General features: G+C 42.7%; 12 protein-coding genes. 6 read left to right on the top strand and 6 right to left on the bottom strand.

What is annotated here, in order from left to right; translation table 11 throughout:
• Window positions 1–95: 95 nt before the first annotated feature.
• From DP114_RS09815 to DP114_RS09805, 3 genes are all read right to left on the bottom strand, one after another.
• A complete protein-coding gene (locus tag DP114_RS09815) occupies window positions 96–1,817 on the bottom strand; it encodes a sensor histidine kinase (protein WP_171975990.1) in 1,722 nt (573 codons plus the stop codon).
• A 539-nt stretch (window positions 1,818–2,356) separates the two neighbouring features.
• Window positions 2,357–3,619 (bottom strand): methionine adenosyltransferase, encoded by a 1,263-nt coding sequence (metK, locus tag DP114_RS09810; protein ID WP_169263204.1) that lies wholly within the window; start codon window positions 3,617–3,619, stop codon window positions 2,357–2,359.
• A 297-nt stretch (window positions 3,620–3,916) separates the two neighbouring features.
• On the bottom strand, window positions 3,917–4,918 hold the full coding sequence (locus DP114_RS09805) for a phosphoribulokinase (RefSeq protein ID WP_169263153.1): 1,002 nt from the start codon (window positions 4,916–4,918) through the stop codon (window positions 3,917–3,919).
• Between the two features lie 553 nt (window positions 4,919–5,471).
• On the opposite strand from DP114_RS09805, the gene petH reads away from it, so the two are divergent.
• The 4 genes from petH (at window position 5,472) to DP114_RS09785 (ending at window position 9,839) form a co-directional block, all read left to right on the top strand.
• Entirely contained in the window at window positions 5,472–6,761 is a 1,290-nt protein-coding gene (petH, locus tag DP114_RS09800) for a ferredoxin--NADP reductase (protein ID WP_171975989.1), read from the top strand.
• Window positions 6,762–6,913: 152 nt separating this feature from the next.
• On the top strand, window positions 6,914–8,200 hold the full coding sequence (locus DP114_RS09795; protein WP_169263155.1) for a homoserine dehydrogenase: 1,287 nt from the start codon (window positions 6,914–6,916) through the stop codon (window positions 8,198–8,200).
• A 99-nt stretch (window positions 8,201–8,299) separates the two neighbouring features.
• Window positions 8,300–9,322, top strand: a complete 1,023-nt coding sequence (locus DP114_RS09790; protein WP_169263156.1) for an S-layer homology domain-containing protein — start codon at window positions 8,300–8,302, stop codon at window positions 9,320–9,322.
• A 331-nt stretch (window positions 9,323–9,653) separates the two neighbouring features.
• Entirely contained in the window at window positions 9,654–9,839 is a 186-nt protein-coding gene (locus tag DP114_RS09785; protein ID WP_172195182.1) for a hypothetical protein, read from the top strand.
• Between the two features lie 403 nt (window positions 9,840–10,242).
• Here DP114_RS09785 and DP114_RS09780 read toward each other — a convergent pair whose 3' ends face one another.
• The gene (locus tag DP114_RS09780) at window positions 10,243–10,416 is read right to left on the bottom strand and encodes a hypothetical protein (RefSeq protein WP_216669986.1); all 174 of its coding nucleotides are present in this window, start codon (window positions 10,414–10,416) and stop codon (window positions 10,243–10,245) included.
• 32 nt (window positions 10,417–10,448) lie between these two features.
• Window positions 10,449–10,898: a CAAD domain-containing protein gene (locus DP114_RS09775; RefSeq protein WP_169263159.1), complete on the bottom strand. Its 450-nt coding sequence runs from the start codon at window positions 10,896–10,898 to the stop codon at window positions 10,449–10,451.
• 765 nt (window positions 10,899–11,663) lie between these two features.
• Here DP114_RS09775 and DP114_RS09770 point away from each other — a divergent pair.
• Both DP114_RS09770 and DP114_RS09765 read left to right on the top strand, forming a co-directional pair.
• Window positions 11,664–11,858, top strand: a complete 195-nt coding sequence (locus DP114_RS09770) for a hypothetical protein (RefSeq protein ID WP_169263160.1) — start codon at window positions 11,664–11,666, stop codon at window positions 11,856–11,858.
• A gap of 327 nt (window positions 11,859–12,185) precedes the next feature.
• Window positions 12,186–13,085 carry a proline iminopeptidase-family hydrolase gene (locus DP114_RS09765; protein ID WP_171975988.1) on the top strand — a complete coding sequence of 300 codons (900 nt, stop codon included), beginning with the start codon at window positions 12,186–12,188 and terminating at the stop codon, window positions 13,083–13,085.
• A 293-nt stretch (window positions 13,086–13,378) separates the two neighbouring features.
• Here DP114_RS09765 and DP114_RS09760 read toward each other — a convergent pair whose 3' ends face one another.
• Window positions 13,379–13,834, bottom strand: coding sequence for a pentapeptide repeat-containing protein (locus tag DP114_RS09760; protein WP_169263162.1), 456 nt, complete (start codon window positions 13,832–13,834; stop codon window positions 13,379–13,381).
• Window positions 13,835–14,154: the final 320 nt, after the last annotated feature.

Below are 14,154 nucleotides of genomic sequence, written 5' to 3'. Positions count from 1 at the left end.
TTTTAGCGCAGGGAGGATCGACTGAGTTTACAGCTCATTAATTCAAAGAATAAACCATTTTCTTCTACAAGTTAAAATCGACTTATTACAGAAAACTAATCTTTAGCTATCAGTGGAAGGCGAACGGTGAAAATTGAGCCGACTCCAGGTTCGCTCGTGACAAAAATTTCACCACCCATCATCTGGCAAAAGTGACGGCTAATTGCTAACCCCAGTCCTGTTCCACCATATTTTTTTGTGGTAGAAGCATCTCCTTGCGTAAAGCGTTGAAACAGCTGCTGCTGTTGATGATCGGACATACCAATCCCTGTGTCTTCAACAGTAAATGTGATCATTGCAGGAGTGTGACTTCTTTGAACGTCTTGTATTTCTTTGTTGATGATGAATCTCACCCTACCGTTGGTGGTAAACTTGGCAGCGTTGCTCAGCAGATTGTACAGAACCTGTCGTAGCTTAGTTTGATCCGTGTACATGATGCCAAGTTCGCGATCAAAATTCACTTCTAAAAGATTGCCATTTTTCTCCACCAAAGGCTTGACTGTGAAAACTACGTTATTGATGAGCGCAGCGAGTTCAAATGTCTCTGGGTAGAAAGTCATTTTGTCCTCTTCAATTTTTGATAAGTCGAGGATATCGTTGATTAATATCAGTAAATGCCTACCCGCAGTGTTGATAGATTCAAGATCATCAATAAACTCTTCTGACATTGCAAAATCAACAGCATCATCGCGCAACAGTTGGCTTAAGCCAATAATGGCATTTAACGGTGTGCGTAACTCGTGACTAACATTTGCCAGAAACTGACCTTTTGCTTTGTTAGCACCTTCTGCTAATTCTTTTGCTTGCTGCAATTGTTTGGTTCGCTCAGAAACCCCCTCAATCAAACGATTAAGAGATTTCGCCAGTGATCCAATTTCATCTTCTGTACTGATAGGAGCTCGCAAATCAAAGTTAGATTTTTTCGCGACTTGTTCGGCGACTTGAGTGACAAGAATGACTGGTTCGGCGATCGCCCGAGAAGTACGCCATGCTACAATTGCTGCGATCGCCACTGACACCAGCATACTCATTACAGCAATTAATCTCTCGACTTTTTTTGCGATCGTCAGATCTGTTGTAAGTTTCTGCTCTTGTTGTTGAGCAATTTGCAAGTTGTTGGTTAACCGTTTACGTATCTCATCCAGCCGCATGGCTGTTTTACCGCTCATCATTTCCAGCAACTCGTTTCTGACTACAAAAATCTGCTGTTGTTCTGGCTGCTGGTCAAACCGCTGTAGGATTGAATCAATTTGGCTAACGTAAGATTCTAGGTTACGGGAGTAGTCATTTAATATAGCTCGTAGAGTATCTTCCGGTACTGCTAATTTTCCAGGCTTGCTATCTATAAATTTCGTAATTTGTTGCTCAACGTTTTTAGCATCTTTTACACTGCTTAACAATTCAGTTCTTTTGCTAGAAAGGCGTTGCGGATTTCGTATAACAGCAACCAAGTTAGAGCCATGCAATTGTGCATTTACTAAAGCATTCCTATAACTACTCAGCACTTGCGTTTGAAACTGAGCATGCTCTAATTGTTTAGTTTCTATCCCCAAATAGAAATTGGATATGACTAACCCAGTCAACGAGCCTAGAAAACCAATCCCAATTGCCAGAAAGTACCCATAGCCAATTTTCTGATGAATGCGCCAAGAACTGGCTTTGAGTTTCCTTCGAGAGGGAAATTCTATAGTGGGGAGTTCGTCAGTAGAAGGCTCTTGGGCTGACACTTGTGTTATTTCCAAATTGCTGTCAACAGCGGTTGGCTCTTGAGTTTGCATCCCTCAAATCTCCTTACCCTCCCGCAAAAATCACCGTATTTTTTTCCAAGCTAGGATTTTGTTCAATTTTCTATTAACTCTTCTTACATTATCATCTTCTTTTTAACAGGTTCACTGCGTTTTTCACTAAAGAATGTACTTAAAAGTGTGAAATAAAGGCTAAGTTTTTTCGCCTAACTTATGAAGTTTTTATAAAGCTGATTTCTTTCAGCTTACAGTGAGTTGTTGCCAATAAGGCGTCTACATCTTTTATCGCTTCTAAGTTAAATTTATTTGCTGCAAAAAAAAATCGCCATCATTTAGAGGATGTTTTAAAAGTGAGGGGGTGTTGTAAGAAAGCTCACAAGGCTTAAATAGAGATCCCATTTTTTTTGACCCAAACTTATGGTCAAAGTTAGGTTGTCAGATGGGAACAGGACTTACGCGCCCCGTATACTAGCTACTTAGGAATTGTTCGATAAAATAGCCCCCTAACGGGGGCTGGGCAAACAAAGAGGGCTAGAAGCTAAACTAATTTAGCCTCCAACTCCTGATTGTATTTATACAATCGCTGCCGACAGCAAATTGTTAGCTGCTTGCTGCAACAATTCTGCTTTATCGGTGCGCTCCCAAGGTAAGTCTAAATCGTTCCGTCCAAGATGACCGTAAGCCGCGACGTCCTGATAAAAACGTCCGCCTCGTTCTTTGGGCAGGTTACGTAAATTGAAGGCATGAATAATGCCTGCTGGGCGTAGTTCAAAATGCGTTTTGATCAATTCGAGCAAAATTTGATCATCAATTTTACCCGTGCCAAAGGTATCCAACATCACGCTGACTGGTCGCGCTACACCAATGGCGTAACTGAGCTGGACTTCACATTTATCTGCCAAGCCAGCGGCGACAATATTTTTCGCCACATACCGAGAAGCGTAAGCTGCTGAACGGTCTACCTTGGTGGGGTCTTTACCAGAAAAAGCTCCACCACCATGTCGCGAGTAACCGCCGTAGGTATCAACAATGATTTTACGTCCGGTTAGACCAGAATCTCCCTGAGGACCACCGACGACAAACTTGCCTGTGGGGTTAACCAAAAAGCGAGTTTGCTCATCTGGCTTAACATCAATGTCTCCGAATACAGGTTCGACCACTGCTGACCACAGATCTTCTTTAATCTTGGCTTGCACTGCGGCTTCATCTGTGATGTCACCAATGGTAGCCGTATGCTGGGTAGAAACCAGGATGGTATCAATTCCTACAGGGCGTCCGTCTTCATATGCAATAGTGACTTGCGTTTTACCATCAGGACGCAGGTATGGCAAATCACCTGTTTTACGGACTGCAGCCAGTCGGCGAGCAATGCGGTGAGCAAGGCTAATGGGTAAGGGCATCAGTTCTGGTGTTTCGTTACAAGCGAAGCCAAACATGAGACCTTGGTCACCTGCACCAACAGAGTCAAATAGTTCTTCACTATTCTTCTCACGGCTTTCTTGAGCAGTGTTTACACCTTGAGCAATATCAGGTGATTGTTCATCCAATGCGACAATCACTGAGCAGCTGTTGTTACAAAACCCATTTTCCGCGTTGGTATAACCTATCTCAGCAATTTTTTTGCGAGCTAGATTCACATAATTCACATTGGCTTTAGTCGTAATTTCGCCAGTGATAAGTACCAACCCAGTGTTAACGACAACTTCAGCCGCAACACGACTACTGGGGTCTTGTGAGAGTAAGGTATCTAGAATGGTATCAGAAATCTGATCGCAGATTTTATCTGGATGCCCCTCAGTCACTGACTCAGAGGTAAATAGATAACGATGAGACAAGTGTAGTTCCTCCATAGAACATTTTTCTGATTGACTAAACGCAAGCGTTTAGTTCAGCCACTTTAATCTGCAATCATAACAACATTTTTACAATCAAAGTTCGTAAGTTATGTTACTTTCTTAAAAATATAACTTAAGACTGATTATTTTAAAGATAAATAAAAGTTACTCTACTTAGTTATCGTTCTTTCCTGAAGAACAAACAGGGAACGGAATAATACTAAGCAAACCATAAAAAAATCGGGGGACGCCCGTGAGCACCCCCAACACCACAAGACACAAAAACATCTACTTAAACTAAACCTTAGCAGCTAGTTTTGCTTGTTTAGATGTTAACCGCTCGTAAGCAGCACGCATTTTTAAACCTGTCAGCACTTGGAATAAACCAGTACCATTGTTGGAACCTGGGTATTCGCGGTGTTGCAGTAACAAGTGAGTCATCTCACCTTTGTAGTTTGTAGATGTGTTGCTCAAATGGGTTTCAATGTAAATGACTTCTTCTAGGTTGTCAAATTGACCATCTACCTCTAACACAGAGACATAACGACCGTAGTAGACATCCGAGCCATAGTACAGTTGCATACCAGGGTAAGAACAGGTCAGTTTACGTCCGCAGGGAGTCCACTGAATTGATGATCCTTCATCAAAGAGGTAGACTGGGGCAAAGCCTTCTTTCCCTTCCTGCTGGAGCATACGTACCCGCAGAACTTTGCGCTCTTTATCGTCTTTGATTAAGTTTGTGGGCAATACCTGGAGAACCACATCAGCAAATTCTCTTTGCGGTTCAATGTACTTTGTAAAATCAGGTTTACGGGAATTGATTTGAGCTAAGACATCTTCATAGCGGTGACCGCGTTCTGCCATGTCTCGCTGGATTTTCCAGGCAATTTTGACTTCATCGCTGATGTCGAAATAGACACTGAAGTCAATGAGTTCGCGTACCCGCTCATCATATAAGGGATGTAACCCTTCAACAACGATAATGTGATTTGGCTCTATTCTTTCTGGTGGATCGATCGCCCCGGTCTCGTGGTTGTAAATCGGCTTATCAATTGCTTGACCTTCTTTGAGCGCTTTGATTTGCTCATACATCAGGTCAAAATTGTTTGCTCTTGGGTCAAGTGCAGTTATTCCGGTTTCTTTACGCTGCTTACGGTCTAATAAGTGATAGTCATCTAAGCAGATGACTGTCATTAAGTCTTCACCGAATAAATCTATCAGGCGACGCAAAAAAGTAGACTTACCGCATCCGGAGTCTCCGGCTACCCCAATCAATACTATGCGTTCCGGCTTAGTCATAAATCTCCTCTTGATACTAAAGATGAGTCAATCAATTATTTTTCTGACAGTTTTTTCTAGCCAGGAGTTTACCCCAATGGTTTATCCTGCGTTTTCGCCCCCAGCCGTGCCATAACAGAGTAGACGGGTATACAAGACTGTGCCAGTAGATACCTATCTGAGTAGTCTGAATTTGTTGCTGGTAAGTATTTAATCCTAGTGTTATATTGGATTGTAACAGAAGGAAGTACTGCATACAAGGCTTGCTAGTATTTCCTTTCAAGAAGTTATCTCCCTCTATGGGAGGTGGTGCTTCCAAAAAAAAGATTAAATTGATTCATGATTAACATTCTCCAAAAGATTTATCCTTTACCTTAGAAGGTGAACAGGTGTGTGTGTTTGCCATTCGGTGCGTGTCTTTGGTGAGTGTGCCTGACAAGGCATTGGCTAATGATCCCGGCCTTCCGAAAAGCGCCAGTTTTGTCCACCGAAAATCATGTAAACTAAAGCTGGCGCTTTGTGCTGGGAAAGATTTTTAATTAAAGGTTAAGTAGACATCGGAGTGGTAGAAGGAATGTATATTAAAGGTGCTGTTGAAGGTGCTGCCAACACAGAATCAGGTAGCCGTGTTTATTTATATGAAGTGGTGGGTTTGCGTCAGAGCGAAGAAACTGATCAAACAAACTACCCGATTCGTAATAGTGGCAGTGTATTCATCAGAGTGCCTTACAACCGCATGAATCAGGAGACACGGCGGATCATTCGCCTCGGTGGGAAAATTGTTAGCATCCAGCCTTTGAATGCTTTAGAGCATCTCAATGGAAATACCTCTACAGCAAATGCTAACACTGAAACCGAGACTGCAAGCAGTCAAGCAAATGGTAAAGCCACACCTGTCGCTGAGCAACAGCCCAAAAAAAAGGACAAACAAGGCAACACCATGACTCAAGCAAAACCCAAAAAAGAATCACATGCTGACGTTCCTGTCAACATTTACCGTCCAAACGCTCCATTTATTGGTAAGTGCATATCCAATGATGCGTTAGTAGCAGAAGGCGGAATTGGTATTGTTCAGCACCTTAAATTTGACATTTCTGCTGGTGATCTGCGCTATATAGAAGGTCAAAGTATCGGTATTATCCCACCTGGAGTGGATAAAAACGGCAAGCCAGAAAAAATCAGACTATACTCGATCGCCTCAACCCGTCATGGCGATGATGTAGATGACAAAACAGTCTCCCTGTGCGTCCGCCAGTTGGAATACAAGCACCCAGAAAGCGGCGAAACAGTTTACGGTGTCTGTTCTACACACCTGTGTTTCCTCAAACCAGGAGACGATGTAAAAATCACAGGTCCTGTGGGTAAAGAAATGTTGTTACCCAAAGACCCAGAAGCCAAAGTTATTATGATGGGAACAGGAACAGGTATCGCCCCCATGCGTGCCTACCTGTGGCGCATGTTCAAGGACAACGAAAGAGCTGCTAACCCAGAATACGAGTTCAAGGGATTTGCGTGGTTGATATTTGGTGTACCTACAACTCCTAACATCCTCTACAAGGAAGAACTGGAAGAATTACAACAAAAGTATCCTGATAATTTCCGCCTCACTTATGCCATCAGCCGGGAACAGAAAAACCCCGAAGGTGGCAGAATGTATATCCAAGACCGTGTCGCAGAACATGCAGATGAACTTTGGAATTTGATCAAAGATGAGAAAACCCACACATACATTTGTGGTTTGCGCGGTATGGAAGATGGTATTGATGCGGCACTGAGTGCTGCTGCACAAAAAGATGGTGTGACTTGGAGTAGTTACCAAAAAGACCTCAAAAAAGCTGGTCGTTGGCACGTAGAAACATACTAAGTTAGTCCTTAGTCATTCGTCATTCGTCATTAGGCTTTTGACAAAAAGCTATAAACTAAGTAACAAAACTAATTGTAGGGTGGGCATTGCTCACCCTACAATTGTTATTTATTTGACAAAATAATCTAAAATCTAAGATTGGTGTAAGACTTGTGGGTGTAAAGCTAGGAATATTGGGATTAGGCACTGTAGGGACGGGTACGGTGCAATTGTTACAAAATAGCGGTTTTCGTCACCCGTTGTTGCAGCTCGTAGAAATTTCTCGTGTGGGAGTGCGATCGCTCGACAAACCCCGCGCAGTCACACTACCACAAACGGTATTAACAACAGATTTGGAAGCCATTGTCACCCTACCAGAGGTAGATATTGTTGTCGAGGTTATGGGGGGACTTGAACCAGCGCGATCGCTAATCCTCAAAGCTATTCAAAATGGCAAGCACGTGGTGACTGCTAACAAAGCCGTAATTTCCCGTTTTGGTGATGAAATCTTCACGGCTGCGAATCAAGCTGGGGTCTACGTTATGCTGGAAGCCGCCGTCGGTGGTGGTATTCCAGTCATTCAACCTTTAAAGCAATCTTTAAGTGTCAACCAGATTCACACCATCACTGGCATTATTAATGGTACGACTAACTACATCCTCTCGCGGATGCAAACCGAAGGCAGCAACTTCAGTGATGTCTTAGCTGATGCCCAGCAATTAGGTTATGCTGAAGCTGACCCAACTGCTGATGTTGATGGCTTAGACGCCGCAGATAAAATCGCCATCCTCGCATCATTAGCCTTTGGTGGACGCATCAGGCTGGAAGAAGTCTACTGTGAGGGAATTCGGCAAGTCAGCAAAACAGATATTGCCTATGCCGAGAAATTAGGATTTGTGATCAAATTGCTTGCGATTGGCAAACGAATTTCCTCTTCTGGTGCCATCTCAATCACAGTCCAGCCGACTTTAGTCCCGAAAGCACACCCCCTAGCCAGCATCAACGGCGTGAATAACGCCATTCTTGTTGAAGGTGAACCCATTGGACAGGTGATGTTTTTTGGTCCTGGTGCCGGTGCAGGACCAACTGCGAGTGCTGTGTCATCGGATATTTTGAACCTAGTAGCAGCACTCCAAACAGGTACATCAGTACCAAATCCGCTACTGACCTGCGGACATCAAGACTACTGCCAAATTGTGCCAATGGCAGAACTGATCACCCGATTTTATACTCGTTTTCTCACCAAAGACCAACCGGGAGTGATTGGCAAATTGGGAACTTGCTTTGGCAATCACGCAGTGAGTTTGGAGTCAATCGTCCAAACAGGTTTTCAGGGAGAACTTGCAGAAATTGTTGTTGTGACTCACGATGTTCGAGAAGGTGATTTTCGGCAAGCATTAACAGAAATTCGTACTTTTGCAGAACTAGAAAGTATTCCTAGCTTGCTGCGAGTACTCTAAGATGATGGTTATAAGAGTTTTAACGAATCTGTAACCTGAAAACTGTAACCTATTACTTAATAACCTTAATCATGCACCTTGTCGTTTAGTCCTTAAAAGATGACAAATATGCGCCCTCCAGATCCGGAGTCATCTCCAAACAATACCCTTGGTTTTGATGAATTTATCGGTATTCTTGTTGCTTTTGTGACTATCGGGATTATTTTATTTTGGACATTCTCCCGTAAGAATTCTAACTGGAATTTCACTGGGTTGATATCTCCCTCGCGGACTTCCTCTGGTTCTCCAATCATTCCAGCAATCCCTGAACAACCAGCAATTCCATTTATTCTTCCTGGTGCCAAACCAACAGTAACTCCATCCCCAACTGAGAAACACACCTTCTTAGACGATCTGTTCCCTCAAACTTTAAATGTACCTCCAGAGCAAGCCTGGTCACAATCACAAGAGCCATCATCCTTTCCTCGTACCACGACTACAGAACAATCTCGCGTCACTGCGAGTGAAAAATTACCAACAATTCCCCCACCAATTGCTTTTACAGATGTACCTGGTGATTTTTGGGGACGGCGTTTCATTGATATTCTATCTTCTCGTGGAATGATCAAAGGCTTTCCTGATTACTCTTTTAGACCTAACCAGCCTGTAAACCGTGCTGAATTTGCTGCTATTTTGCAACAAGCGTTTAAAAAAGCAGATGCTGGGAATTCAATAAGTTTCAAAGATATACCACCAAAATTCTGGGCAATTCCAGCAATTAACCGGTCCATTGCAACTGGATTTTTAAAAGGATATCCAGACGAAAGTTTCAAACCAGACCAAAAAATTCCACGAGTACAAGTTTTAGTTGCTCTTGTCAGTGGGTTGGATCTCAAAGTACCTTCTTCCCCTGAAAAAGTTTTAAGTATCTATAAAGATGCCAAAGATATTCCTAAATACGCCATTGATAAGATAGCAGCAGCTACAGAAAATCGTCTTGTAGTAAACAACCCTGATCCAGAAGTTTTGGCTCCCAATCAAGAAGCAACCCGTGCTGAGGTTGCTGCTATGGTTCATCAAGCTTTGGTGCAAACAGGAAGATTGCAACCCATAGAATCTCAAAGCATTGTGAAAACACCTTGAGAGGGTTTGCAGTCCAAGTGCTCAACCAAAATTAACGCATTTGAGCGGAATTCCCCATCCCTGAGTGCGGTGGGCGAGGTTGCGCGGTCAATCAAGGGGGTTCAATGCCCCTTTGATTGACAGTCTACGAACAAGTTCTCTCAACACTTCTGTTTGGTTGCGTTCCGTTAGTTCGCAGTACTTTTGTAAATGCTCTTTTTCTCTCTGTGATAAGCGCAAACTAATTTGAGTCATGGTAGCAAATCTGATGTCTCTGTGCTACCATTGTAGTGGTTGATGACCCACCTGATTGTGTCGGAACAGATAACCTAAGTAGCGGTAAGAACGGCAGGTGCTAACTCCTGCGGAGACGCTGCGCGTTCGCGTAGCGTGCGCCTTGCGCTTACAAGTCGGGAAACCCGGACGCCAGATACTTACGGAGGGAGACCCTCCTGCACTACTGGCTCCCCAACGCACTGCCTCCGCTTGGTACAGAAAGATCAAAGGTCAGGGAAAGAGCATAACCGCTGGTTCGTAGATTACGCTCTACGGTAAAAAATAAGCCATGTTGTGCTGTACGAAAAGTTATATCCTTGCGGGAGGCGAGGATCTGCCTGTGGAGGGAGAGTAAGACGGAATCAAGCACGGGTTTGAGGAGGCATCACCCGATGAAGCGGGAAGCCCAAAAGACGAATAAGACCGTCCTTGTACTAGTTGGATTTGGGGGGAAGCCCCATCTTCAGAAGGCACGTTTTGGGGGGAATCTTCCCCCCAAAAGCTGCCACCCAAAGGCAATATGGGGTACTTCACGCAACTACTCATAAACCAAAAGCCTGCTTACGCAGGCTTTGCTTTGTCAATTTCAGACTTTGATCTCAAGACGCTGATAATGCCCGACAATACTCTATTGATTTGCTATTACCCTGGGCGAAGCACTATGCCTATGGTACACCTATATCCTGTGCCATAGGCACGGCTGCGCCATTCCCTAAAGCAGCAGCCGTGCGCTTTGCGCTTACAGGCACTGTCAGGAAACACTCATGCAGAACTGGATTTACCCAGTCATGAGGCATTGTAATTTGACGTTCACCAAGTGTTTCAGGCAGACAATTCAAAACCAACGATATGCAGTTTCCTTCGCAGCTACTTAGCTTTCCGAAATTTCCTTGCCAACAACTTGTGACTTGAGAGTTGTAATCTCATCAGTTAACTCTTGCCGAGTTGAGGCTTTGAGTAGATAGCGGTAAATAAACCATGTAGAGTAACCAATACCAATTAATTCAAAGGTTGGTGATACCAAAGGAATGTCATTCAAAGCATCCAATACCGCCAAAACTATCTTGACCGCGACAATTGCTGCCACAATCAAACCAATGCTAACCAGGGGCTGTTTGTATCTATTAAAGAAGCTTCCCAGATATTCGGGCAGTGTCGCTAAAAAGCCAGAAACTTGTTCTCCGTATTTTAGCCATTGATCTTGAGACTGCACGCTTGGCTGGAGTTTCGTTATGCTGCCTGTTTGATTGTTGATATTTGCCATCGTTGCTTCTGGAGACTTAGTTTCCACTATTTCTGGTTCTTGCATTTGGGCTTCCATAATTTTCAGACTTGAGTTACTTTTATCCGGACAGTTACAACCAAAAGGTTGTTGACTAAACGATGCACTGGTACGTTAGCACAACTGACTTTGAGGTACAACGCTCGTTCTAGCTACCTATAACCATAATTGCGCTTCCATTACCACTTCATCAACTACAAGGTAGAAAAGCACTAACAGGGCAGTAGCTATTACCTAATTAGTATGGCTTAGAGGTAGCATTCTAAGTCGATTTTTTAATGGACTACACTCTCAAATGTATGGTTATCCCACGCTATGTAGGTTGCTAATCATGGTACTCATCTAAATACAAATCATGCAAAAATTAGCTCATCTTGTATTTAGACAAGTCTAAATGCCGATTTTACCCTATATTTAGCCTATCTTATGCTCTTATCTTTGAGGAGGACATTTCACCAATATTTATACTTATTGACATTATTAATATCTTACGTTTCGAGTTTGGGTAAAAATTCTCAAAAGTTACGTCTTTCTTAGAATACTACAACCATTTGATAAACGTCTTTACCTCCAAAAGCGGATTTACCTCAGAGTGACATCGGGCGTCCAGCAGCTTTACGGAAGTGTAAATTTTCCCATAGGCTAAGCCGTACCCGCCCCAGTTTCCGCTCATAATTGCTCATAAGAAGTAATTCTTTATACTAAAAAAACCAAGCCAGCGCTTATCCCGTTAGGTGCAAGATATAAAATAGGGAAAATGGTAGAGTTAACAGCTAAACCAAGCCCGAAAAATGTAAATAAGATATGGCTGATCAAAAAGATAAAGCTCAAGAAAAAAACCGCCTTGAACAACTCCAGGAAGAACAAGGAAACACGGATTCTAAACACTCTGGCGGTGCTGGCGCTTCTGGCGGCAACTCCGGTGCAGGTAAATCTGGCACATCAAAAATTTCTGCCAGTGGTACACCTGATGATATTGAAAAAGTAGATAAGGAATAAAGCTAACTGCTCCGACGAGTCAAGGTTTAACTACGTCAGCTTTCATTAGTAACTCAACGAAACAATGGTGGATTGAATACCTTAATTATTCAGTTCACCATCGCTATAGGTGCAGCGTCAAGCATTCGACTGCCCTTCGGCAAGCTCAGGGATCGCGCTCACACCGAAGTCCTCGGGCTTATCGCCTGCTTTTATTTTAAATACCAGTTTATAATAAAAGCCGGATTTCAATATGGCTAAGTATAAGAGTTTTTCACTACTTAAAATAGTTTATAGATATACAAATCAAGTTATTGTAAATACTATTGCTAATTTTTTGCTACTTGTATGAATCAACAGTCATCAACTTCTGCCGTTGAAGGCTTTATCTCGTTTCGTGAGCATCAAGTGTGGTATCGCATTGTTAAACCGAACCAAGAAGCAGAAGACAAACTACCTCTTTTGTGTATTCATGGAGGACCAGGAGTACCCCACGATTACTTGGAACCATTAGAAGCGATCGCTAACACGGGAAGGCAAGTTATATTCTACGATCAACTAGGATGTGGAAATAGCGATCGCCCTACTGACGCAAATTTATATTCCATTGATTTATTTAAAGATGAACTTATAGCCATCCGCAGCACTTTAAACTTAGAGCAAATCCATCTTTTTGGACAATCATGGGGTGGTTGTTTGGCACTAGAACATACTCTTTCTCAAGCAACTGGTTTAGCAAGTCTGATTTTAGCTAATACACCTGCCAACATTCAGCAATTTGTGAGTGAAGCTTATAAGTTGATGAATGATCTACCAGCAGAAATCAAAGAGATTATTAGTAAACATGAAACCGCAGGTACAACTCAACAGCCAGAATATAAACAGGCTATGGAGGTCTTTAACCATTCTTTTCTCTGTCGTTTAAACCCTTGGCCTAGTTGTTTGACTAAAGCATACAGCAAAGTTGGTACAGAGTTTCGCGGCGCTGGCAAAATCATCGACTGGAGTCTTGAAAATCGATTGAGTGAAATTTTTGTACCGACACTGCTGCTTTCTGGTAGGTATGATGAGGTAACCCCAGCTTGTGTAGAAAAATTAAAGCAAGGTATTTCTGATTCAGAGTGGGTACTGTTTGAAAACAGTTCACATATGCCTCATCTGGAAGAAACAGAAAGATTTCTGCAAGTGTTAGACGAATTTTTGACTAGAGTAGAACACACTCGCGACAATCCCCGACTTCAGCAATAAGTAGCTGGACAAAAATAAATAAGACTATTTATCCAAAAGTCTCTGTATGTAAACAGCTTAGCGTTTAGCTGTCGAAATAAGTCTAGAGTCCCGTCGCCAATACATGACAACAATACAAGATGTCAGCTTTCCACAGGGCGATAATTCATCGCCCTACATAACCTCTTTCTCAGGCTGTCCTAACTTACAGAGTGACTCAATCAGCTAAACCAATGAAACAAACAGAGAATTTGTGTGCAAGGAGTTTACCAATCCCTATTCTCTTGTTCCCAGAATCAATGCTATCGTAAGCTTTATTTCCAATCAGGAACTTCTGCGTCTTCACCACCGATACCTATGCCTGTGTTAGATATTTCGGCATTAGTAATATTGAGGTCATTCATCGATGCCCCATACACATTAGAATCGTGAATCGTAGCACGAGTGAAATTCACTTTATTAAGATTGGCTTTCTTGAAATCAACATTAGTCGCTAAAGTTGACGTCATGTTAGCGCCGGCTAAATTAGCACCTGTAAGATCAGCACCTTCAAGATTTGCCTTTGTTAAATTTGCTCCTTGAAGATTAGCATCTCTCAAGTCAGCACCGATTAAATGTGCACCGCTGAGGTTTGCTTTCGATAGATCACACTTTGCACATTCCCCAGTAGCAAGTAGCTTCTTAACATGCTGTGGATTCGCTGCATTCACTGAACTAGCCAAGACTAGGGGAGTCACTAAGGTTAAAAGTGCTATAAGTTTGGCTTTCATAATATTTTCACCTTTCTGATACAAGTTGCTTCCGTTTTCTCCTCACAAGTTATATTATCCCCTATATCTCGGTAATATAACTTGGTTGTGATACACGTCAGCTTTTTTTTGTGATGGTAGACAAGTTTTTCTAACTGTAAATGATTGGTAACTGATGCAGCCTGTTCTACTTTCACCCTTCGGGTTCGCCAGAGCCTGCGGAGGGATAATCTACCAAGGGCGCTGGAGTAACCAGATACCTCTGTCGGGAAACCCTCATCAAGCACGCTTACTCACTGTTCTACCTTCACTGTAAAAAATAATAACACCTGGAATGAGGT

Source organism: Brasilonema sennae CENA114, assembly GCF_006968745.1.
GTDB classification, from domain to species: domain Bacteria; phylum Cyanobacteriota; class Cyanobacteriia; order Cyanobacteriales; family Nostocaceae; genus Brasilonema; species Brasilonema sennae.
The sequence above is the reverse complement of the archived record's forward strand: the minus strand, read 5'-3'. Positions and strand labels throughout refer to the sequence as shown.